This window comes from Pararhizobium sp. LjRoot238 (assembly GCF_964252955.1).
Classification (GTDB): Bacteria; Pseudomonadota; Alphaproteobacteria; order Rhizobiales; family Rhizobiaceae; genus Pararhizobium.
The window spans coordinates 1,187,008-1,207,530 of record NZ_CAXUPP020000001.1 but is presented as its reverse complement, the minus strand read 5'-3'; the positions used below and the strand labels follow the sequence as shown (position 1 = coordinate 1,207,530).

Sequence of the window (20,523 nt, the reverse complement as noted above, 5' to 3'; positions counted from 1 at the left end):
CTCCCGATGCGGACCGCACGTCGGGCAGGGGCAGACATCAAGGATGCGCCCTTGCCCGGAACCTTCCTCGCCCGATTGAGCGGGGACTTTTCGATCGAACAATCGGGCCTTTGAGAGAACAGACAGATGTCCAGTTTCTGGCGACGCCATCGGCATTGGATGGCCCCAACTCTATTCATTTTGCCCGGTGCCATACTCTTCGGCGTCGTGATCATCCTGGCTTCGATCCAGACCGTCTGGGTGTCGTTTCACGACTGGGACGGCGTCGGACAAATGCAATGGGTGGGGCTTTCCAACTACAGGCAGCTCATAGACGATCCGCAATTCTACGTCTCGCTCAAGAACAATCTGATCTGGATCGCCATGTTCATGCTGGCGCCGCCGCTCGGCCTCGCTCTTGCGCTTCTGCTGAACCAGCCCATTGCGGGCATGCGCGTGATGAAATCGCTTTTCTTCGTTCCCCTGGTGCTGGCTTCGGTCACCGTGGGCGTGGTTTTCACCTGGGTCTATGACCCGACGTTCGGTTTGCTGTCGCTGATCTTCGACTCTTTCGGGGCAACGGCGCCAGCGCTGCTGTCGGACGAGAATTTTGTGACCGTCGCCGTGGTGGTTGCCGCCCTCTGGCCGCAGGTCGCCTTCTGCCTGGTCCTGTTTCTCGCCGGTCTTAACAATCTCAACGAAGAGTTGATCGGAGCCGGACGTGTCGATGGCGCGCGGGGCTGGGCGATGCTGTGGAACGTCATCCTGCCTCAACTGCGCGAAGTGAGCTTCATTGCCCTTGCCGTGACGGTGATCGGCGCGCTTCGCTCCTTCGACATGGTTGCAGTCATGACGTCCGGCGGACCTTTCGGATCCTCAACCGTCCTCGCCTACCAGATGTATGAACAGTCCATTTTCTCCTATCGCTTCGGTTACGGAGCAGCGATAGCAACGGTGCTCTTCGCGATCATGGCGGCCTTCATCGTCTGGTATCTGCGCACGCTTCTCGAGACGGAAGAAGGGACCGCCTGATGTATCCGCGTCCGATACCCGAACATGCTCCGCTACGCCGCGCGGCCTATGTGTCGCTCGTCGCCCTGGTCCTCGTCCTGTGGCTCCTGCCGCTCATGACGGTGATGATGACGTCGCTCCGTTCCTTCGAGGAGGTCATGGCCGGCAACTACTGGGGTTGGCCCAAGAGCTTCAATCTCGTCGAGAACTACATGGCCGTCTTCACCCAGACGGCCATGGCGAAGTACTTCCTGAACAGCCTGATCATCACCCTGCCATCGGTCCTGGGCGTCCTCGTGCTCTCGACGCTGACTGGCTACGTGCTCTCCCGCCATCGCTTCCCCGGCGCGAATCTCATGTTCGCGCTCTTCGTCGGGGGCAACTTCCTCCCGGCGCAGATCATGATGATCCCCGTGCGCGACCTGATGGTGTCGCTCGACCTCTATGACACTTTTTACGCGCTGATCGTCTTCCACATCGCCTTCCAGACGGGATTTGCCACGCTCTTCATGCGCAACTTCATTGCGGCACTTCCCGACGAGCTCTTCCAGGCTGCCCGCTCGGAGGGTGCCTCGCCCTATCAGACGCTGCGCTACGTGGTCGTGCCCCTGGTGCGCCCGGCTCTGGCGGCGCTGGCGATCCTCACCTTCACCTTCGTCTGGAACGATTATTTCTGGGCGATCGTGCTGACGCAGAGTGACGCGGTGAAGCCTGTCACCGCAGGACTCAACAATCTGCGCGGAGAGTGGGTCTCGGCCTGGAATCTCGTGGCCGCCGCAACCGTCATGATCGCGATCCCGCCGGTCGTAATGTTTTTCCTCATGCAACGCCATTTCATCGCCGGCCTGACTGTGGGCGCGGTGAAGGGCTGAAGCACAAAAGACGAAGGATGGCTCTCTATGGCGAGCGTTGAAATACAGAACATTGAAAAGCACTACGGCGGCTTCCACGCACTTCGCGACATCAATCTCACCATCGACGAAGGGGAGTTCGCAGTGATGGTCGGCCCGTCCGGCTGCGGCAAGTCCACGCTGTTGAAGACGATCGCCGGCCTTGAGACCGTTTCCTCCGGACGGTTGCTCATCAAGGGGCGCGATGTGACCAAAGAAGAGCCGGGCGACCGCGGGATCGCGATGGTGTTCCAATCCTATGCCCTCTATCCGCATATGACGGTTGCCGAGAACATGGGCTTCGGTCTGAGAATGGCCAAGCGCCCGAAGGCGGAGATCGATGCTGCCGTGGCACGCGCTGCCGCGATCCTGAGGCTGGAAGAGCAGCTCGACAAGCGCCCGAAGCAGCTCTCGGGCGGCCAGCGCCAGCGGGTCGCCATCGGGCGGGCCATCACACGCGCACCCGAGGTGTTCCTGTTCGACGAACCGCTTTCGAACCTCGACGCGGCGCTGCGCACGCAGATGCGCGTTGAACTCTCGACCCTGCACGCGCAACTGGGATCGACCATGATCTACGTGACGCACGATCAGGTCGAGGCAATGACCATGGCGAGCCGCATCGTTGTGCTCAATCGTGGCCGCATCGAGCAGGTGGGCGCGCCGCTCGCGCTCTACAACAACCCGGCCAACCTCTTCGTCGCCGGCTTCCTAGGTGCGCCACGCATGAACTTCGTGACCGGAAAAGTGGTGGAGGCCGACGGTCGAGGCGCCAGGATCGCCTGCGCCGGCGGGCTGACTGTTGCTTTCGACGACTTGACCGAACCGCTTGCAATCGGCGACGCCGTGACGGTCGGCATCCGGCCGGAGAAGCTGCATCTCGACGATGCGGCCGCCGCGGCGACGTTCCCCGCGCAGGTGCGCCTGACCGAATATCTCGGCCGCGAGACCATCGTGTATGCCGATGCGGGCGCACTGACCGCCACCGACTCGGACAGCGGCACCGGCGCTTTTACCATCCAGATCGGCGACATCAAGCCCTTCCAGGCCGGCGCGCCGGTCTCCATCGGCTTCGACGCCCGCGATGCCTACCTCTTCCATCCAGACGGGCGAACCCTGACGGCTCTCAAGCCCGTCGCAAGAATCTGAAAAAGGATATAGTAGCCATGAGGCGCACTCCTCCAGCACCGCTTTCCGTTTGGCGTGCCCTGAATCTCGATGATTTCCTCCTCGGCGTGCCGCACTATCCGGAGCATGTGGATGAGAGCGACTGGGCGCGCGACGCGCAGCGCATGGCGGCAGCGGGCTTCAACGTGGTCCGCCTGGGCGAATTCGCCTGGCACCTTTTCGAGCCACGCGAGGGCGTGTTCGACTTTTCGCTGTTCGACAGGGCGATCGAGGGCCTGGGGGCCGAGGGTATCAATACCATCTTCTGCACGCCGACCGCCACGCCGCCCCGCTGGTTGACGGCCACCTATCCCGAGGTCCTGCGCGTCGACGAGAACGGCCGGGCCGCCCGTCACGGCTCGCGCCAGCATGCCGATACCAGCAGCCCGGTCTATCGCATGCACAGCCGGCGCATCACCGAGGCGCTCGCGGAGCATTATCGTGACAATCCGAACGTCATCGGCTGGCAGACCGACAACGAACTGAACACCACGATTTCGACCTCCTATTCGGAAGCGACGGAGCGGGAGTTCCGCCGGTATCTTGCCAATAGGTATGAGACGATCGACGCGCTCAATTTCGCCTGGGGCGGCAATTTCTGGGCGACCGCCTATGGCCACTTCGACCAGATCACGGTGCCGCGCCGTGCGAACCCGACCTTCCCGAGCCCCGGCCATGTGCAGGACTATCACCGGTTCCTCGCGGAGGCGACGGCCGCCTTCCAGCACGACCAAGTGGAGATTCTGCGCCGCGTCAATCCGGACTGGTTCATCTTCCACAATCTGGGCAGGCTCGACGACATCGATTTCCGCGGCCAGTTCGGCCGGGATCTGGACTTCATGGGGTTCGACATCTATCCGATGCTCTATGACGAAATGCAGCGCGCCGGCGGCCATCCGGCCACGCAGGCCCTGCATCTCGACATCTGCCGGGCATACAGTGGCAATTTCATCGTGCCGGAACAGGCCTCCGGCTTCGGCAGCCAACCCGGCTTTTCCACCATGACGCCGGAACCGGGCGAGATGCGCCGCATGGCGCTCACCTCGGTGGCCCGGGGCGCGGACGGCCTTTTGTTCTTCCGCTGGCGCCCGGCGCATTTCGGTGCGGAAATCTACTGGATGGGCATCATCGATCACGACGACGTGCCGCGCAGGCGCTACCAGGAAGCCATGCAGTTCGCCGGCGACATCGCCCGGATCAAGACGGATCTGCTCGGCACCTCGGTGCGGATGGATGTGGCGATCGCGGGCGCCGATTTCGACAATCAGGAAGCCTACAGGACCTATCCGATTGGCATGCCGAGCCCGATCGAGGACGCGATGCGGCTGCATCGCTTTTGCTACGCCAAGGGCATCTCCTGCGGGTTCATCCACCCCGAAGACGATCTCTCGCGGATCAAGCTGCTCTACATTCCCCATTGGGTGATGTGGAAGCCCGATTGGGACGAGAAGGTCGAGGCCTTCGTCAGGAACGGCGGCACGCTGGTGGTCGGCGCCATGACCGGTACGCGGGATGTCAACAATCATATTCCCCGCGTTCAGGCGCCTGGGCAGGGCCTGTCCAGGCTCTGCGGCGTCCGCGTAGAGGAATTCGGTCGCGTTGCGGAACCCAGCGCCGATGGGTTGTTCGCGCTGCCCCCGACGGAATTCGGACTGCACGTGCCGGCCACCCGCTTGTCGGCGAGTTCGTCGAGCCGTCGCTATCGTTTTACGCTGGGCAACCGGGAACACGAGGCCGCCCATCTCTACGAACTCCTGGAACCCGACGTGGATGTCGAGGTCCTCGGCAGATGGAGCAACCGCTTCACGAGCGGGCGGGCTGCGATCACAAGCCGGAAGGCCGGCGAGGGGCATGCCGTGTACCTGGGCACCTATCTCACCGATTCGCTGGCGGAAGGATTGGCCGATCAACTCTTCGCCCGCGCCGGGATCGAGCCGCTGATCTTGGACCTGCCGCCCAATGTGGAAGTCACCATGCGCGAGGCGGAGGACCGTAGGCTGCTCTTCGTGCTGAACACGGACGAAGAGCCGGTCGAGGTTTCGTCCGTGCCGGCCGGAACCGACTTGCTGACAGGCAAAGAGGTCACGGGCAGCCTTTTGCTCGGTCCGCATGGATGCGCTGCAATCCGGTGCTAGATCCCTGCATATAGCGAAATCAAGGGTGTCTCGTCAGACCAAAGGTGTCTTGGTGCAGAAAGACGCACTGCAATAGTACGCAGTTAGTGCATGTCCGCGCTTTCCTTGCCAGCTACAGGAAAGCGGACTTCTACCTCTTCAGGGTATGCGCAAGCCTGTGAATATGCTTTGCGCCAATGCCGCAGCAGCCGCCGACCATCGTGGCGCCGGCCTCGACCCAGTCGCAGGCGAATCGCGCGTAGCTGTCGCCAGTCAGGTCATCGCGCGTGCCATGCAGGGTTTCGTTTGCTGCTCCCTCGCTCTCTTCGGCTTCGAACGCGTTGGCATAGACGCCGATTTCGATATTCGTACCCTCCCGGCGAAACACGGAGGATACGGTTTCAACCGCTTTCGCCATGACTTCGGGCCGGCTGCAGTTGAAGAGAAGCGCCTGCGCGCCTGAACCGGCCGCCCAGATGGCAGCTGCCGCAACGGTTTCGCCGGATCGCAGCCTTGGTTCATCAACGGAAACAGCCTGCTTGCTGTCATCCAGCGTGAAAGAAATCCAGAAAGGCTTGCCGGTCGCGGCAACAGCGGCGCGCACTGCATCCCCCTCCGCGATCAGGCTCAGCGTTTCGCCCAACCAGACATCGACATGAGGCGCCAATCCCTCGACGAGGATGTTCAGATAGTCTTGCACGCGGGACGGGTCGAAGCGCTCCGGCTCGTAGGAGCCGAAAATCGGCGGCAGCGAACCGGCAACCAGAACCCCGCGGTCGGCTCGTGCGTCGGCGGCCTCGCGTGCGAGTTTTCCCGCCAACGCTACCAACGCGGCTCCCTGTGAGCGAAAGCGCTCTTCGCCGATGTGGAACGGCACCAGCGCGTAGCTGTTGGTGGTGATGACATCCGCGCCGGCATCGATGAAGTCCGCATGGACCTGCCGGACGATGTTCGGAGTTTCCATCAGCGCGAGAGCGGACCATTCCGGTTGCCGCAACTCGGCCCCAAGGCGGATCAGTTCCCGGCTCATGCCGCCGTCAAGGATACGTATTTTGCTCATCAGGTGACAACTCCAATCTTGCGTCAGGATATTTCGGTCAGCGTTGGATCATCGATGACAGCGCAAATGCCGTCAGCGTGTCCCGTACACCGGGTAATGCGGAAATCTCTTGCCAGACCTGCCGGATGCGGTCGGCTTCGGTCGCCTCTACGCGCACGACCAGATCGAATTCGCCGCTCATCACGTCGCAGGACACGACCTCGCGAATGCACCGCAACGCGTGGATGACGTCGCCGCCGCGCATCCGGTCGTGCCGGTAGACGAACATCATGGCAGCGATCGTCGATGCCGCAGGACGGCCGTCGCCGACGACGATCGTGTATCCTTGAATGAGCCCGTCGCGCTCGAGGCGATCGATGCGTTGGCGGATCGCGTTGCGGGAAAGATTGACCTTCGCGGCCAATTCCGCGTGCGCAATGCGTGCGTTCCTGGTCAGTTCCGCGAGAATGCGTTCGTCGGCGCGGTCAAGAATCCGTTTCACGCGACACCGGCCACGATGGGTTCGGAAAATGACAGGCGCTGGGCTGACAGAAACGCATTCAGCGCACGGCCCGGAACGTCGGTATTGTCTTCCGACTCGGCAAGACGCCTTGCGGCGGCGGCGAGGACGAAGGCAGGCAAGGCTTGCCGTTCGCTGTCCTCCAGCGCGAGAACGCCGCTGTAGCCCGCAAGAATTGCCTCGGCGCGCGCCACATCGAGTGCTCCGTCCTGAAGCATGGTCCAGGAAACCAGCACCTCGGCCAGTTCGGCGGCCAGGACATCATCGTGACGAAGCCTGAAATTGATGATGCCGCTGACCGCGTCGCCGAGGAAGAACACGTTGTCGGGAGAGAAGGCCCCATGGATCGGTCCTTTGGGCAGGCTTCCCTTGGCGCGGCCGCAAGGGCGCATCAGGGTGCGATGGATCTGCGCGATGCGCCGCCCGAGATCGGCGCATTTCGCCGGGTTTGCACAGGCGGACGGCGAGCCCTCGACAAAACTGACGACGGCAACCAGTTTTCCGGAGGCCTGCATCGTTGCCTGGCCCTCCCGCGTGCGCAAGGTTTTCGGGCAGGGAATGCCGGCTGCCGACAGCGCATCCATCGTACGGAACGCGCGCTCTAGGTCGAAAGCCTCGGCGCCGTTTTCGAACAGCGTGACGATAAACTCGCCGCGCGGCGCGCGAAACAGGTAGGTGGTCTCGGTGTCGCCGTCGGCAATGCCGATCACCGAGGTCAGCGGGCTCATGCCGTAAGCGGCGGCAATCTCGTTGCGGTCGTTGTCGGAAAGATCGGTGAATACGGCCATGATGGGTGCTCTTTAGTCGCCTTGCGGCGCGGCCGGAGACCGCTGCGCGATGCCGAAAATCTGATCCGGTTGCGCGGCACTCAACGAGCCGTCGGCTTCCACCGCATGAGGGAAGTCCATCGCCGCGCCGCCCAGCGTGTCGGTTTCGGTTCTCTCGACTGGCATTACCCGCGCTCCAGGAAGCATCATGCGCTCAGCGCCTGATCCAGATCCTCGATAAGGTCGTCGACCGCTTCGAGACCGACGGAAAGCCGGAACACGCCGTCTCCGGCGAAGGCCCGGTAGTCGGCGAGTTGCGCCCCTTGAAGGCGATAGGTGGAGTTCATCATTTCGGCCGTATCGAGAAGAACGACGATGCTGCGCTGGTGGCCGAGCGAAAAGGCGTAGTGCGCGACCCGAAGCTTGCTGGCGAGTTGGGTCGCCATCGCCTGCGGATCCTCGGTCTGGAACGTCAGCATCCCGCCGAAGACATCCATCTGGCGTTTCGCCAGATCATGCTGCGGGTGCGTTTTCAGTCCGGGATAGGTGACCGAGGTGACGATGGGGTGATCGCTGAGGAAGCGGGCGATCCGCATTGCGGAATCGGACATCGTTCGCAGTCGTGGAAACAGCGTGTCGATACCGCGCATGACCAGCCAGGCGTTCTGTGCCGAAAGCGATGCACCAAGATAGACGCCGGCGCGCGAGCGAATTTTCTCGACCAGCTCCTTGCGGCCGCAAACCACGCCGCCGAGCGCATCGCCGTGGCCGTTGATGAACTTGGTCAGCGAATGAATGACCAGATCGGCGCCGAGCGCCAGCGGCCGGGTCGCGACCGGTGTGGCAAGGGTGGAATCGACCGAAACCAGGGCGCCGTGTCGATGCGCCAGTGTCGCCACCTCGGTGAGATCCGTCAGGCGCAGGATCGGGTTACACGGGCTTTCACAATGGACAAGCCGCGTATTGGGCCGGAAGGCTGTGGCGATCTCTTCGACGCGCGACATGTTCACGGCAGTGACCTCGATGCCGTAGTCCGGCAATATTCGCCGCGCGAGTTCGTTGGCGCCGGCGTAGCAGACATCGCTGACGATCAGGTGATCGCCCTTCTTGAGCAGGGTCAGAAAGGTGGCGGCAATCGCGGCGACACCGGTTGCTGTTGCCAGCGCATCGTCGGCGTCTTCGAGTGCCGCCATGCGCTGCTCAAGCTGTCGAACGGTCGGATTGGTCCAGCGCGCGTAGAGAAAGGGCAGGGCCGTCAGGTCCGAAACGCCATCGGCCGAAAAGGCGCCGTCACCGGGCACCAGCATGTTGTTGACCGACATCGAGATGTTGGGGGCGATGGCCTTCGTCGCGGGATCGATGACCAGACCGCCATCGAGCGCCACTGTTTCGCGACGCAGAAGCCGGTTGCCTTCGGGGCGCTGCTGAGGCATCGCGACGCTTCGGCCATCCGTTGCCGCGAAGGGGGACGATACGCTCGAGGACATGGAAGACCTTTCTTGAAAAATGCAGTGAGGTACGGACTCTAGCCCGGTCCGCATGTTTGTGACCGCTCAATCGGCCTGAATATGCCGATAAGCGGCGTAGGATGGGCCTGTCGCGCGCCGGCGCGGAGAGGCTAATCTACCGGCGCACCGGAACTTGTGCCTCGACCATCTTGAAGGCGCGGGTGATGAGAAGGGTCAGGAAGACATAGAAGACCGTGACGACCATCAGTGGCTCGTAGACCAGCAGCGTGTCCTGCCTGACCTTGTACGCCACGGCATAGAGGTCCATCACGGTCACGGTGAAGGCGAGTGGCGTCGCCTTGAGTTGCAGCACGACCTCGCCGGCAATCGTCGGTAATGCGATGCGGATGGCGCGCGGCAACCAGATCCGCCTGAGCAGCGTCCAGGAGGACATGCCGAAGGATCGGCCCGCTTCGAGTTCGCCCTTGGGGACGGCGAGAAGCGCGCCGCGCAGGACCTCTGCTTCGTAGGCGGCATAATTGAGTGTGAAACTCAGCGCCGCGAAGAAGAAGCCTTCGCGCACGATTGGCCAGAGGAAGCTGCTGCGCAGGCCCGGAACGAGGGGCAGGAGTGACCCGACGCCGTAATAGAGCAGCCACAACTGGATCAAAAGCGGCGTTCCGCGCAGGCAGGTGCAATAACCCCTGGCAAGCCATTTGAGCCAGCGCGGGCCGCTGATCTGCGCCAACGCGAGGCCGATCGCCAGAATGAAGCCGAAGCCGACGGAAATGACGAGAAGGAGTACGGTCTGGACTGCGCCCGCTGCAAGGAGCGGCCAGTAGGAGAAAATCCACGAGAAGTTCATCGGGCTGTCCTCATGCGGTTTTCGGTTGCCCGCGCCGGAAGCGGCTCTCCAGCAGGCCGAAAACGACGTTGGAGAGCAGCGTAATGACAAGATAGAGGGCGGCGGCGGCGAGGAAGAACAGAAAGTAGTGCTTAGTGTTGCCGGCTGCGAGCCGCGTTGCGAGCGCCAGTTCCTGATAGCCGACGACCGCGATCAGCGCGCTGTCCTTGGTGACGGACATCCAGAGATTGGCAAGGCCGGGAAGCGCATTCGGCATTAAAGCCGGCAGCACGATGCGGCGAAACCGCAGAAGTGGCCGCATTCCAAATGCGCTGGCCGCCTCGATCTGCCCGACCGGAATAGCGAGGATCGCGCCGCGCAGAACCTCCGTCATATAGGCACCCTGGACGATACCGAGCACCGCAACGGCCGCGACGAAGCCGTTTATCTCTATGGTTGGGAGGCCAAGCGCCAGCAGAATGCGGTTCAGGCCGTCCGTGCCGGCATAATAGAGTCCGATGATCAGGATCAGTTCGGGAATGGCGCGGACCGCTGTCGTATAGATATCGAGAACGAAGAGAACCGGTCGGTTGCCCTTCAACTTGCCGATTGCCCCGCCGAGACCGATCAGCACGCCGACAAGATAGGCGCCCAGCGATATCAAGACCGTCGAAAGTGCTCCGCTGAGAAGGACACCGCCCCATCCCGGCGGGGAGGGCGAAAGCAGGTCCAGCATGGATTGGGTGGATGACATTGGACAATCTACCTTGAGGTGCCGTTCGGGAGCGCAAGCCCGGCGCTCTGCCCAGGGTGCCGACACCAGCCTCGCGCTGTCGCATAAATCAGGCGCGTGCGCGGATCGCCGCTCCAGCCAGCCGGTCGGGAAACGAAGCGGCGCATGACGAAAGTGCATGCGCCGTGTCCGTCAATCATTCGCCATACGGATCGAAGTCGAAGTATTTCTTGGAGATTTCAGCGTATTTGCCATTCGCCCTGACAGCGGCGATGGCCGCATTGAGCTTTTCACGCAGGGCTTGATCGTCCTTGCGCAGCCCGCCGCCAATGCCCGACCCCAGAATTGCCGGATCGTCCTTCACATTGCCCCTGTCCTCGCAGCAGTCCTTGCCGAAATCGGATTTCAGGAATTCCGACAATGGAATGGAATCGCCGAAGACATAGTCGATCCGGCCGGCGGAAAGGTCCTGAAATGCTTCATCCAGCGTCGTGTAGGTGTTTTCCGATGCCTTGTCGGCGAAATATTTCTTGTAGTAGTCGGATTGGATGGTCGAAACCTGAATGCCGATGGTCTTGCCGGCGACATCGTCGGGCGAGGCACCAGTCTCGCCATCCTTGGCGCCGATCAGCTTGCTTGGCGTGTTGTAGTATTTGTTGGTGAAGTCGATGGTCTTCTTGCGTTCATCGGTAATCGACATCGACGACCAGATGACATCGAATTTTTTCGCCTCGAGACCGGGAATAAGACCGTCCCAGGACATGTCGACGATGGAGCAGGTCTCCTTCATCTCGGCGCAGACGGCATCCATCAGCTCGACTTCCCAGCCGATCCACTTGCCGGAGGCGTCCTTGGTAAAGAAGGGTGGATAGGCCTCGTTCATGATGCCGAAGCGGACTTCGGCGTTCGCTGTTGCGCTCGAAACCGCAAGCGCGGCACCCGTCAGCAGGATAGACAAGAATTTCATGCAATTCCCCTTTTTGCGTTTGGTCAGAATGGATACGGATGGATCAACTGTTGAGCGCGCCCGTGAATTCGCGGCAGCGGGCACTGATCGGCGCACCGAAGACCTGGGCCGGCGGTCCTTCCTCTTCGACGCGACCCTGATGCAGGAACATCACGTGATTGGAGACGTCTCGGGCGAACTTCATCTCGTGGGTGACGAGCAGCATCGTCCGCCCCTCTTCCGCCAGATCGCGGATGACCTTCAGCACTTCGCCGACAAGCTCCGGATCGAGCGCCGAGGTGGGCTCGTCGAACAGCATCACTGCGGGGTCCACACACAGGGCACGCGCGATCGACGCGCGTTGCTGCTGGCCGCCCGACATGAAAGCCGGATAGGCGTGGCGCTTCTCGTAAAGCCCGACTTTCGCAAGCAGCCCTTCGGCCCGCTCGATCGCTTCCTTGCGGTTCATTTTCAGGACGTAAACCGGGGCCTCGATGACATTTTCGAGCACGGTCATGTGGGGCCAGAGATTGAAACTCTGAAACACCATGGCAAGACCGGTCCGGATCCGTTCGATCTGCCGCCAACTGGCTGGATAGGCGCGCCCGCCATGGCCGGGCTTCAGCAAGACGTCCTCGCCGTTGATGACGAAGCGGCCGCGATCCGGGATTTCGAGAAAGTTGATGCACCGAAGGAAGGTGCTCTTTCCGGAGCCCGAAGATCCGATGAGCGAGATGACATCGCCCTTCTGTGCCGATAGCGATATGCCTTTCAGGACGTCATGGATCCCGTAACTCTTGTGAACATCGTCCACGAGCAAGGCGGGAGGAGCCTTTTCCGTCATTCCTCTGGTTCCCCATTGCATTTTTTGTGGGTGTTTGGTCGGATAGTATCGTCCTGGTGCGCGGTATTTCCGCGCAATGGCCGTATATTGTGCGGAGTTTGTGCGCAACCACCTTCACGGTGCGGAAAGTCGGCGAACTAGGTCCGGGTAATGCAGACGACCTTCGGCTGGGTCATGTCCTCGTAGGCAAAACGCACACCCTCTCGGCCCATGCTGCCATATTTGAAACCACCGAACGGCATGGCGTCGAAACGGTAATCGGAGGAGTCGTTGATCATCACGCCGCCCGCTTCTATGTCTGCCGCAGCATGCAATGCGTCGCCGATATTGTTGGTGAAGATGCCGGCATGCAGGCTGTATTCCGCATCATTGGCCATTGCGATTGCGTCACTGAGCTGGTCGAAGGGCTGCAGCATGACGACCGGCGCGAAGACTTCCTCCATCCACAGTTTGCAGGTCTGCGGCACGCCTTCGAGCACGGTGGGCTGATAGACGGTTCCTTCCCGGCGGTGCCCGCACAGAAGCGTCGCGCCGGCAGCGATGGCGTCATTGACCATCATTTCTGCCCGTTCGGCTGCCCGCTGCGAAATCATCGGACCGACATCGGTATGCTCCTGGTCCGGATTGCCGGTAAGCAGCTTTCGTGTGCCCGCCACGAAGGCCTCACGGAACCGTCCGTAGAGCGGCGCCTGGACGAGGATACGCTGCGTGCCGATGCAGTTCTGGCCGGCCGCCCAGTAAGCGCCCGAGACGCAGGCCTCGACAGCCTGCGCGAAATCGCAATCCGACATGACGACGACCGGTGCGTTGCCGCCGAGATCCATGGCAAGTTTTTTCAAACCCGCCGTCTTTGCGATTGCCTCTCCGGTCGCAAAGCCGCCGGTGAACGACACCATGCGGACATCTCGCGCAGAGATGATCGCTCTGCCGAGATCGGCGCCGCCGATGGCGACCGTCACGACCTCCTCCGGCAATCCGGCTTCGACCAGCGTGTCGACCAGGCGGATCGCCGAAAGGGGGGTCAATTCGGATGGTTTCAACAGGACGGCGTTACCGCCGGCAATCGCCGGACCGAGTTTGTGGGCAACGAGATTGAGCGGATCGTTATAGGGGGTAATCGCCGCGATGATGCCGAGCGGCTCGCGCGTGAACCAGCCGTGCCTCGCCTCGGAACCGGCATAGGCGTCGAACGGAATGACCTCGCCGGCATTCCGCTTTGCTTCCTCGGCAGAGAGTTTCAGCGTATTGACACAGCGCGACGCTTCTTTGCGGGCCTGAACGATCGTTTTGCCGGCTTCCCGGACGATCAGCCGGGCGAATTCCTCCCGCCGGTTCTCGATCGCCTGTGCCGCCTTTTCGAGGATCGTTGCACGCCGATGTCTCGGCAGGGCGCGTGACAATGCAGCGCCGGCCTTTGCACGCTCCATGAGCACACCAATCTGGCCGGCACCCGTGCGTTCGACGCTGCCGACCGCCGTTCCGTCATAGGGATTGCGAACGGTGATCTGCTCGCTCATGTCGGCAATATGGAATTTTGCAGCGGTCATCATGCGGCTTCCTTCTTGCCCGCGCCGGAACCGGCCTGGTGGATGGCAATGATGTCGGAAAGGAGCGCGTAGGCGGTCTCGATCCTGCCGGCGCCGGGTCCAGTCACCGTGACGGCGCCGAGAAGATCGGTCTTGAGCGAGACGGCGTTGGTCGCGCCGCCGACGCCGGCGAGCGGATGATCGAGCGGCAGGCGCTGAGGCGCAACGCGGGCTTCGATACGGCCGTCTTCGGCAAGGGATGCTGAACCGATCAGCTTCCAGCGGTAGCCTTCCTGTGCAGCAGTTTCGATATTTGCTGCAGTCAGACCCGAAATGCCCCGGCAGGCGACATCCTGCGGTGTCAGCTTGCCGCCGAGCAGTTCGTTGGCGAGAATGACGACCTTCAGCCGGACATCGTGACCTTCGACATCGGCGGTCGGGTCCGCTTCCGCATAACCAAGGCTCTGCGCTTCCTTGACAGCATCGGTGAAGCCGAGCCCACCTTCCATGCGGCCAAGCACGAAGTTCGAGGTGCCGTTCAAGATGCCCTCGAAGCCATGGAGACCGGCTCCCGCAAGCGTCTTTTGTGCCATGCGAATGACCGGCGTGCCGCTCATGACGGCCCCTTCATATTCGAACATGACCCCATTCCACGCAGCGAGAGCCTTCAGCTCCGTGGATGCCAGGGCGACGGGCCCCTTGTTGGTGGTGACGACGTGCTTGCCGCTCTCGAGCGCCCACCGGCAATGGGATATGGCCGGTTCGCCGTCGACGGGGTTTGTGAAGGTCGCCTCGACGATAATGTCCGCGGGCGCATGCTTGATCACCGTTTCATTGTCGGCTTCGGCGCTGCCGCCGGACAGTTGCCCAAACCCGCCCTTGGCGAATTTGGTTTCGACGAGCATGCGCGCGTCGATGCCGTTCGGAGAAATGACGGAACCGAGATGGAGATCGGTCACCGCAACGATATTCAGCCGCAGTCCAAGTTCGGCGTCCCAGCGATCATTGCTGTCAGCGACCAGTTGAGCCAATGCACGGTTGACGCCGCCGAAACCGATAAGCGCGATATTGTACTGTGTCATGCCATTTCCTCTCTTGAGCGATCCGGTAAATGGTGGACGACAAGAGGGGTGCGTTGAAGCGTGCTAAATGGCCAAAGAATTGGTCATTCTGCATACTCGATGGCGAAATGCCCGTTGCCTATGAGAGATTAGCGAACGACGCGGAGATGACGCGGGCGCAAAGCGATTTTTGACGAATGGCCGCACTGATCTAGTGTAGGCTGCGGCAAATCTCTACAACGCCGCGGGTCTTTCAGGCGCGCCGGGGACGCTGTAGCACGTTGAAGCCGAGGGCGAGGAGCAGATGACGGAACCACTGGATCAATTCGACCGAAGCATCCTTGAGATCGTGCAACGCGATTGTCAGATCAAGGCGGAAGCGATCGGGGAGATGATCGGCCTTTCGGCGTCCGCCGTTCAACGCCGTCTGAAGCGGATGCGAGAGGAGAGGATCATTTCGGCGGAAATCGCTGTTGTTGATCGAAAGGTTGCCGGAAATCCGATGACGTTCATAGCGGGAATGGAGATCGAGCGCGAAAACTACGATGCGCTTTCGAAATTCCGCATTTGGGTCGACAAGCAGGACCACATCCAGCAGGTCTATTACGTCACCGGTTCCGTGGACCTTGTTGCGATCATCACGGCACAGGACGTTGGCCAATATGATGAAATCACCGCACAGATCATGTCGCAGAATCCACAAATCAAGCGAATCCACACGAATGTCGTCCTCAAGGACATAAAGTTGGGCATGTTTGTTCCTGTGCAGTCCTAAGAGAGCTAGGTGGCGTCGATTGGCCGCGTGCTGCGAGACCAACGAAGCTGTCAACGTGCCGCCGACGCCTTCGTCCCGCCTGACGGCCTTTTCTTCGCCGCTAATCGTCGAGCGGGAGCGATCGGCTAGCTCTGGATCCTCAGAAGGACGCGTGCGAGCGCATCAGCCAGCGCCTTGCTTCCCCCGTTGCGGTCGAAGTCATCAAAAACCTGCTCGTTCAATCCACCCTTCGTGGAGAACTCCCTCCTGATGTCTTCGAGCGACGCGTGAGACCTAACGGCGGTCTCGGCGAGGCTTGCGAAGAGGGGTGTCAGATAGGCGCGTGCCTTGTCAGCGGGTATTCCCTTTTCGGCTAGCCAGCCGGTCGTGCGGTCAAGTATGCCGAAGTAGGTACCCATGAGGGCGCTGGCCACCGCGAGAAGGTCGTATTCCTCCCTGGTCGCGCATTCGACCGCCGTCCCGAGGCCGGAGAAGATCGCGGCGGCTTGCGGGTCGGGCGGATAGATCGCGGTGACGCCATTTCTATCGGCGACGAAGGGAAGGGGGATAGCCTGTGTCAACCGGACGTCCTGATCGATCCAGTCCAGCAGCCTGCCGCGGTCGGTCGCCGCAATTACGCTTATGACTGTCTGCCCCTGGCGAAACCGGAGTGCCCTGACGACCTCTTGAGCAACCTGCGGCCGGATGGCGAGGACGAGCACGTCACTGGCGTCGACGACCGCCTGGTTGTCTCTCGCGATCCGGACTGCCGCAAACCTCTCTGCCAGCCTTCCCGCGACTTCGGCGTTTCGGGGTGAGACGACGACCTCGCCGGCAAGGGGCGGGGCGGTGAGTAAGCCCGTCACCATCGCTTCGGTGATCGCGCCTGCTCCAACAAAGCCGAGCTTCATCAATATTCTCCGGTCACTGCGCGGCGCGCAGCGGGCCCAACGTCACGTCGGTCGTATAGTTCTCCCGCATGAAGTTGATGAAGTTGTCCTGGAACTGGCGTGTATGCGCGTGGGCCAGTTCGTCCGCGAGGTCGACGTTTTTGGCTTTGATGGCATTGAGCATCAATTGATGTTCGTCGGTCAAAAGGTAGCCCTCATGCGTCCGCTCCAGATATTCAAAGTGCAAATGGAGCATGCGCTGGCCCTCGTTGAGAAGCCGCTCGTAGAAGGATGCGAGATAAGGATTCTTTCCCGCATGCGCGATCGCCATGTGGAACTGCTTGTTTGCCTCCGACATCTGGAGGTGGTTGCCGGTCCGCACAGTGGCCTCGAACTCCTTTTGCCGGCGGGCGATGATCTTCAGGTCGGCATCCGTGCGGAGAGTTGCCGCAAGGCGTGTGTTCATCCGTTGAGCGATATCGAGAGCCTCGACATATTTGGGGAAGGTCGCGACCTCGATGGGCGCGACGATCGTGCTCCTGTTCGAAAGTGTGACGACGAGATCTTCGCCCGCGAGCCGGATCAATGCCTCGCGCACGGGAGAGCGCGACATGTCAAAGCGTTCGGCGAGAGTCGTCTCGTCGAGGAGTTGGCCAGGTTGCAGGGTGAGGGCAAGGATCTCGTTCCGCAGCGTCTCGTAGACGTTCTTCCAGCCAGTCCCCCTGGCGCGTTTCACTTCCGCTTCGTCAGACACTTAGGTCCCTTTCGCTGTTTCCGCAGACATAGGGCCAGAAAAACCCCGTGTCGACAATGTAATTTTTCCACTTGACTTTGTCGACATGGAGACGACATAAATTGATCAGTCGACACGTAGCCGACAATATAACACGAAGATTGGCCTGAAGCCGACGAGTGGAACCGCGCGCTTTGCGCACAGCAAAAAAGGGAATGCCGATGTTTTCGAAGATGTTCTCGTCCGCCTTGCGGGCGCTGCCTGCGCTTGCCTTGATGACAGGTCTTTCAACCACCGCTGCTATCGCGCAGACCGCCGACGGCTACTGGCAAGGCGTCCAGAAAGCAGGCGTCCTGCGCTGCGGCGCAGCCGTCGCTCCGCCTTACGTCATGCGAGATCCGGCCACCGGCGAATACTCGGGCTTCTTTGCGGATCTTTGCCGCGGGTTCGCGGACGCTCTCAAGGTGAATCCGGAATTCGTCGATACCACCTGGGACAACATCGTCGCCGGTCTTCAGGCAGGCAAGTGGGACGTCTCGCTGGCGCTGAACCGGACGCCGGCCCGCGCCATGGCGGTGCAGTTCTCTATCCCGGCAATGGAGTACCAGATCTCGCTCGCCTATAACAAGGACAACCCGAAGATCCCGGCGGGTGCCGCCTCCGTTGCGGACATCGACAAGGAAGGCGTGACGCTTGCCGTCATGTCAGGTACCGCCCAGGACAAGGCAATCTCGGCCGCGGTGAAGACCGCGACCATTCTGCGGCTTCCCGGCAACGACGAAACCCGTCTGGCAGTGGTTTCCAAGCGCGCCGATATTCTCGTCGATGCGTCCGACACCAACCAGCTTTTCACGCAGTCCAACCCTGATTGGGCTGTCGCGATGAACCCGACGCCGGCGCTTGCAAAGCAGGGCGTCGCATTTGGCCTGCCGCATCAGCTGTCGGCAGCCGATGTCGAGGTCGTCAACATCTTCCTTGAGGAGAAAGTTGCCACCGGCGAGGTTGACGCGTTCATCCGCAAGGCCGTCGACCAAGTGCTTAAAGGCGCGAATTGATCTTCGCCGGGCCCGGCCGGGCATCTGACTGTCCGGCCACTTCCTCCATTTGACTCCGAGATCGGCCATGACCATGTCCCTCAGCCTTCCCCTCGTCAAAATGCAGAGCCTCCACAAGAGCTACGGCCCGCACATTCAGGTGCTCAAGGGTCTCGACATCGAAATGAAACCAGGCGAACGTGTCGTCGTCATCGGTCCGAGCGGTGGCGGCAAGAGCACGCTGCTGCGCGTGATGATGGGCCTCGAGAAGATCGACAGTGGGTCGATCACGTTCGGCGGAAAGCCCTACATCTCCTCGGAAGGTTTGGACAAGAAGACCATTATCGACGCCGAGGTGCGCCGTTCGATCGGTATGGTCTTTCAGCACTACACGCTCTTTCCGCATCTCAACGTTATCCAGAACCTGATTCTCGCGCCTTGCAAGGTCAGGGGTGAGAAGAAGGCCGACGCGACCCGGCGGGCGCAGACCCTGCTGGAGCGTTTCGGTCTCGGCGCGAAGGCGAATGCCTTCCCGGCCCAGCTTTCCGGCGGCCAGAAACAGCGCGTGGCGATCGCCCGTGCGTTGATGCTTGATCCGAAGCTGATGCTCTTCGATGAAGTGACCTCGGCTCTCGATCCCGAACTCGTCGCTGAAGTGGAGCAGGTCATCCTGCAGCTCGCGGCGCAGAACATGCCGATGATGATTGTCACGCACGACATGTGGTTCGCGAAGAATATTGCCTCGCGCGTCATTTTCTGTGCCGGCGGTGTCGTGGTCGAAGACGGTCCACCCGAGCAGGTTCTGGGCTCTCCGAAAGAAGAGCGGACCAAGGACTTCATCGACCGCGTCTTCCACATCCGGCAGTAGGAGGCGCAGGTGAACTATTCGTTCGACTTCCAGTCCATAACCCTCGCCCCGCTATGGGAAGGGCTGATCGTGACCCTGGAGCTCACGATTGCGGCTAACATCATCGGCATTGTCTGCGGCTTCCTGCTGGCTTTGCTGATCATGAGCCGTATCGCGCTGATCCGCTTGCCGGCGATGCTGTTCGTCGAATTTTTCCGGTGCACCCCCGCCGTCGTGCAGATCGTCTGGTTCTTCTATTGCGTGCCGATGCTGTTCAACGTCTTTCTTGGATCAATGACGATGGGCATTCTGGCGCTCGGCTTCAATCTCATGGCGTTCAACGCGGAGGCCTACCGCGCAGCCATTCAGGCGGTGCCGCGGGAGCAGCTCGACGCTGGGATCGCGCTGGGTCTCAACCCGCTCCAGCGTGTCCTCTATATCGTGTTGCCGACGGCCTTCAGGGCCTCGATCCCGGTATTGCTCACGAACGGCATTGTCATCTTCCAGCAGAGCGCGTTGGTCGCCATCGTGGCTGTGCAGGACCTGATGTACCAGGGCAAGACGCTTGCCACAGAGACCTATCGGCCAATCGAAACTTTCACGGTCGTCGCTCTCATCTACTTCGCCGTTTCTTTCCCCGTCACCCAGATCGTCGGTTATCTTGAACGCCGACGCCAAGCTCTGACGAACTGAGGAGAAGAACCATGGCGCTCGATTTCTCGATCATACCTCGCTTTCAGGATGCTCTGCTTCTCGGTCTCGGGATGACCATCAGGCTGACGCTGATCTGCATTGTCCTCGGTTGCACTTTAGGCTTTCTCGTTGGACTCGCCCGGACCTCGCGCAGCGCGGTTCTGCGTGGCATCTCCAGCGTCTACGTCGAATTCTTCCGCGGCACGCCCGTCCTGATCCAGCTCTTCTGGATATTCTTTTGCCTGCCGCTGATCCTGGGCGTCGAGTTGTCCAACCTGACCTCGGGTGTGATCACCTTGAGCCTCTACATGGGGGCGATCACCAGCGAGACGTTCAGGGCGTCGTTGAAATCGATCGGTCCGGAACAGCTTGACGCCTGTGTCGCGCTCGGTCTGCCGCGCCGTATCCAAATCACGAATGTCGTCCTTCCGCAGGCCGTGCTGCGCGCCATTCCGACGCTCCTGTCGAACTGCGTCAGCCTCTTCAAGGAAAGTGCGCTCGTTTCCGCCGTCGGCATGTCCGACCTGATGTTCGTCGGCCAGAACGTCTCGAACAACACGGCGCGGCCTGTCGAGGTCCTCACCATCGTGGCGCTCATCTACTTCATCATCGCGTTTCCGCTCACGCGCGCGGTGTCGCTGATCGAGCGCCGTATCCTCGCGAAGCTCGCGATCTGACACCATCGA

The 20,523-nt window shown here is 61.3% G+C and carries 22 protein-coding genes; 9 read left to right on the top strand and 13 right to left on the bottom strand.

The genetic code is table 11. From position 1 onward, the window contains the following. The first annotated feature begins 126 nt into the window (after nucleotides 1-126). From ACSQ3F_RS06070 to ACSQ3F_RS06055, 4 genes are read left to right on the top strand one after another with little or no spacing between them, the layout of a single operon-like run. Entirely contained in the window at nucleotides 127-1,011 is an 885-nt protein-coding gene (locus tag ACSQ3F_RS06070) for a carbohydrate ABC transporter permease (RefSeq protein ID WP_436099400.1), read from the top strand. Beyond that, the gene (locus ACSQ3F_RS06065; protein ID WP_436099399.1) at nucleotides 1,011-1,862 is read left to right on the top strand and encodes a carbohydrate ABC transporter permease; all 852 of its coding nucleotides are present in this window, start codon (nucleotides 1,011-1,013) and stop codon (nucleotides 1,860-1,862) included. Before ACSQ3F_RS06070 ends, ACSQ3F_RS06065 begins: the two co-directional genes overlap by 1 nt. Nucleotides 1,863-1,889: 27 nt before the next feature. Next, nucleotides 1,890-3,026: an ABC transporter ATP-binding protein gene (locus ACSQ3F_RS06060; protein WP_436099398.1), complete on the top strand. Its 1,137-nt coding sequence runs from the start codon at nucleotides 1,890-1,892 to the stop codon at nucleotides 3,024-3,026. Between the two features lie 17 nt (nucleotides 3,027-3,043). Beyond that, a complete protein-coding gene (locus ACSQ3F_RS06055) occupies nucleotides 3,044-5,179 on the top strand; it encodes a beta-galactosidase (RefSeq protein ID WP_436099397.1) in 2,136 nt (711 codons plus the stop codon). A 130-nt stretch (nucleotides 5,180-5,309) separates the two neighbouring features. On the opposite strand, the gene ACSQ3F_RS06050 is transcribed toward ACSQ3F_RS06055, so the two are convergent. The 11 genes from ACSQ3F_RS06050 to ACSQ3F_RS06000 all read right to left on the bottom strand — a co-directional run bounded on the left by ACSQ3F_RS06050 (nucleotide 5,310) and on the right by ACSQ3F_RS06000 (nucleotide 14,907). Continuing rightward, nucleotides 5,310-6,218, bottom strand: coding sequence for a homocysteine S-methyltransferase family protein (locus ACSQ3F_RS06050; protein ID WP_436099396.1), 909 nt, complete (start codon nucleotides 6,216-6,218; stop codon nucleotides 5,310-5,312). Nucleotides 6,219-6,255: 37 nt separating this feature from the next. Continuing rightward, the gene (locus ACSQ3F_RS06045) at nucleotides 6,256-6,699 is read right to left on the bottom strand and encodes an Lrp/AsnC family transcriptional regulator (protein WP_436099395.1); all 444 of its coding nucleotides are present in this window, start codon (nucleotides 6,697-6,699) and stop codon (nucleotides 6,256-6,258) included. After that, nucleotides 6,696-7,505 (bottom strand): phosphotransferase, encoded by an 810-nt coding sequence (locus tag ACSQ3F_RS06040; RefSeq protein WP_436099394.1) that lies wholly within the window; start codon nucleotides 7,503-7,505, stop codon nucleotides 6,696-6,698. Before ACSQ3F_RS06040 ends, ACSQ3F_RS06045 begins: the two co-directional genes overlap by 4 nt. Nucleotides 7,506-7,517: 12 nt before the next feature. Continuing rightward, on the bottom strand, nucleotides 7,518-7,670 hold the full coding sequence (locus ACSQ3F_RS06035) for a hypothetical protein (RefSeq protein ID WP_436099393.1): 153 nt from the start codon (nucleotides 7,668-7,670) through the stop codon (nucleotides 7,518-7,520). A 20-nt stretch (nucleotides 7,671-7,690) separates the two neighbouring features. Next, nucleotides 7,691-8,917, bottom strand: coding sequence for a trans-sulfuration enzyme family protein (locus tag ACSQ3F_RS06030; RefSeq protein ID WP_436099392.1), 1,227 nt, complete (start codon nucleotides 8,915-8,917; stop codon nucleotides 7,691-7,693). Between the two features lie 190 nt (nucleotides 8,918-9,107). Further along, nucleotides 9,108-9,797, bottom strand: coding sequence for an ABC transporter permease (locus ACSQ3F_RS06025; protein WP_436099391.1), 690 nt, complete (start codon nucleotides 9,795-9,797; stop codon nucleotides 9,108-9,110). A gap of 10 nt (nucleotides 9,798-9,807) precedes the next feature. Then, entirely contained in the window at nucleotides 9,808-10,530 is a 723-nt protein-coding gene (locus ACSQ3F_RS06020; protein WP_436099390.1) for an ABC transporter permease, read from the bottom strand. Nucleotides 10,531-10,705: 175 nt separating this feature from the next. Beyond that, nucleotides 10,706-11,476 (bottom strand): transporter substrate-binding domain-containing protein, encoded by a 771-nt coding sequence (locus ACSQ3F_RS06015; protein WP_436099389.1) that lies wholly within the window; start codon nucleotides 11,474-11,476, stop codon nucleotides 10,706-10,708. 43 nt (nucleotides 11,477-11,519) lie between these two features. Next, on the bottom strand, nucleotides 11,520-12,299 hold the full coding sequence (locus tag ACSQ3F_RS06010; RefSeq protein WP_436099388.1) for an ABC transporter ATP-binding protein: 780 nt from the start codon (nucleotides 12,297-12,299) through the stop codon (nucleotides 11,520-11,522). A 137-nt stretch (nucleotides 12,300-12,436) separates the two neighbouring features. After that, the gene (locus ACSQ3F_RS06005; protein ID WP_436102052.1) at nucleotides 12,437-13,846 is read right to left on the bottom strand and encodes an aldehyde dehydrogenase family protein; all 1,410 of its coding nucleotides are present in this window, start codon (nucleotides 13,844-13,846) and stop codon (nucleotides 12,437-12,439) included. Then, nucleotides 13,846-14,907: a homoserine dehydrogenase gene (locus tag ACSQ3F_RS06000; protein WP_436099387.1), complete on the bottom strand. Its 1,062-nt coding sequence runs from the start codon at nucleotides 14,905-14,907 to the stop codon at nucleotides 13,846-13,848. Before ACSQ3F_RS06000 ends, ACSQ3F_RS06005 begins: the two co-directional genes overlap by 1 nt. Nucleotides 14,908-15,190: 283 nt before the next feature. Here ACSQ3F_RS06000 and ACSQ3F_RS05995 point away from each other — a divergent pair, with 283 nt between their 5' ends. Further along, complete coding sequence (locus ACSQ3F_RS05995; protein ID WP_436099386.1) at nucleotides 15,191-15,661, top strand: Lrp/AsnC family transcriptional regulator; 471 nt, start codon at nucleotides 15,191-15,193, stop codon at nucleotides 15,659-15,661. 125 nt (nucleotides 15,662-15,786) lie between these two features. On the opposite strand, the gene ACSQ3F_RS05990 is transcribed toward ACSQ3F_RS05995, so the two are convergent. Beyond that, nucleotides 15,787-16,551 (bottom strand): pyrroline-5-carboxylate reductase, encoded by a 765-nt coding sequence (locus tag ACSQ3F_RS05990; protein WP_436099385.1) that lies wholly within the window; start codon nucleotides 16,549-16,551, stop codon nucleotides 15,787-15,789. Between the two features lie 13 nt (nucleotides 16,552-16,564). Next, nucleotides 16,565-17,284, bottom strand: a complete 720-nt coding sequence (locus tag ACSQ3F_RS05985; protein ID WP_436099384.1) for a GntR family transcriptional regulator — start codon at nucleotides 17,282-17,284, stop codon at nucleotides 16,565-16,567. 200 nt (nucleotides 17,285-17,484) lie between these two features. Here ACSQ3F_RS05985 and ACSQ3F_RS05980 point away from each other — a divergent pair, with 200 nt between their 5' ends. The 4 genes from ACSQ3F_RS05980 to ACSQ3F_RS05965 all read left to right on the top strand — a co-directional run bounded on the left by ACSQ3F_RS05980 (nucleotide 17,485) and on the right by ACSQ3F_RS05965 (nucleotide 20,514). Further along, nucleotides 17,485-18,318, top strand: a complete 834-nt coding sequence (locus ACSQ3F_RS05980) for a substrate-binding periplasmic protein (RefSeq protein WP_436099383.1) — start codon at nucleotides 17,485-17,487, stop codon at nucleotides 18,316-18,318. Between the two features lie 67 nt (nucleotides 18,319-18,385). After that, complete coding sequence (locus tag ACSQ3F_RS05975) at nucleotides 18,386-19,165, top strand: amino acid ABC transporter ATP-binding protein (protein ID WP_436099382.1); 780 nt, start codon at nucleotides 18,386-18,388, stop codon at nucleotides 19,163-19,165. A 9-nt stretch (nucleotides 19,166-19,174) separates the two neighbouring features. Then, the gene (locus ACSQ3F_RS05970) at nucleotides 19,175-19,837 is read left to right on the top strand and encodes an amino acid ABC transporter permease (RefSeq protein WP_436099381.1); all 663 of its coding nucleotides are present in this window, start codon (nucleotides 19,175-19,177) and stop codon (nucleotides 19,835-19,837) included. 11 nt (nucleotides 19,838-19,848) lie between these two features. Then, the gene (locus tag ACSQ3F_RS05965; RefSeq protein WP_436099380.1) at nucleotides 19,849-20,514 is read left to right on the top strand and encodes an amino acid ABC transporter permease; all 666 of its coding nucleotides are present in this window, start codon (nucleotides 19,849-19,851) and stop codon (nucleotides 20,512-20,514) included. Nucleotides 20,515-20,523 lie beyond the last annotated feature (9 nt).

Coding starts and splice junctions, on each gene's coding strand:
- ACSQ3F_RS06070 (WP_436099400.1), top strand. CDS start 127: ATGTCCAGTTTCTGGCGACGCCATCGGCATTGGATGGCCCCAACTCTA.
- ACSQ3F_RS06065 (WP_436099399.1), top strand. CDS start 1,011: ATGTATCCGCGTCCGATACCCGAACATGCTCCGCTACGCCGCGCGGCC.
- ACSQ3F_RS06060 (WP_436099398.1), top strand. CDS start 1,890: ATGGCGAGCGTTGAAATACAGAACATTGAAAAGCACTACGGCGGCTTC.
- ACSQ3F_RS06055 (WP_436099397.1), top strand. CDS start 3,044: ATGAGGCGCACTCCTCCAGCACCGCTTTCCGTTTGGCGTGCCCTGAAT.
- ACSQ3F_RS06050 (WP_436099396.1), bottom strand. CDS start 6,218: ATGAGCAAAATACGTATCCTTGACGGCGGCATGAGCCGGGAACTGATC.
- ACSQ3F_RS06040 (WP_436099394.1), bottom strand. CDS start 7,505: ATGGCCGTATTCACCGATCTTTCCGACAACGACCGCAACGAGATTGCC.
- ACSQ3F_RS06035 (WP_436099393.1), bottom strand. CDS start 7,670: ATGCCAGTCGAGAGAACCGAAACCGACACGCTGGGCGGCGCGGCGATG.
- ACSQ3F_RS06030 (WP_436099392.1), bottom strand. CDS start 8,917: ATGCCTCAGCAGCGCCCCGAAGGCAACCGGCTTCTGCGTCGCGAAACA.
- ACSQ3F_RS06025 (WP_436099391.1), bottom strand. CDS start 9,797: ATGAACTTCTCGTGGATTTTCTCCTACTGGCCGCTCCTTGCAGCGGGC.
- ACSQ3F_RS06020 (WP_436099390.1), bottom strand. CDS start 10,530: ATGTCATCCACCCAATCCATGCTGGACCTGCTTTCGCCCTCCCCGCCG.
- ACSQ3F_RS06015 (WP_436099389.1), bottom strand. CDS start 11,476: ATGAAATTCTTGTCTATCCTGCTGACGGGTGCCGCGCTTGCGGTTTCG.
- ACSQ3F_RS06010 (WP_436099388.1), bottom strand. CDS start 12,299: ATGACGGAAAAGGCTCCTCCCGCCTTGCTCGTGGACGATGTTCACAAG.
- ACSQ3F_RS06005 (WP_436102052.1), bottom strand. CDS start 13,846: ATGACCGCTGCAAAATTCCATATTGCCGACATGAGCGAGCAGATCACC.
- ACSQ3F_RS06000 (WP_436099387.1), bottom strand. CDS start 14,907: ATGACACAGTACAATATCGCGCTTATCGGTTTCGGCGGCGTCAACCGT.
- ACSQ3F_RS05995 (WP_436099386.1), top strand. CDS start 15,191: ATGACGGAACCACTGGATCAATTCGACCGAAGCATCCTTGAGATCGTG.
- ACSQ3F_RS05990 (WP_436099385.1), bottom strand. CDS start 16,551: ATGAAGCTCGGCTTTGTTGGAGCAGGCGCGATCACCGAAGCGATGGTG.
- ACSQ3F_RS05980 (WP_436099383.1), top strand. CDS start 17,485: ATGTTTTCGAAGATGTTCTCGTCCGCCTTGCGGGCGCTGCCTGCGCTT.
- ACSQ3F_RS05975 (WP_436099382.1), top strand. CDS start 18,386: ATGACCATGTCCCTCAGCCTTCCCCTCGTCAAAATGCAGAGCCTCCAC.
- ACSQ3F_RS05965 (WP_436099380.1), top strand. CDS start 19,849: ATGGCGCTCGATTTCTCGATCATACCTCGCTTTCAGGATGCTCTGCTT.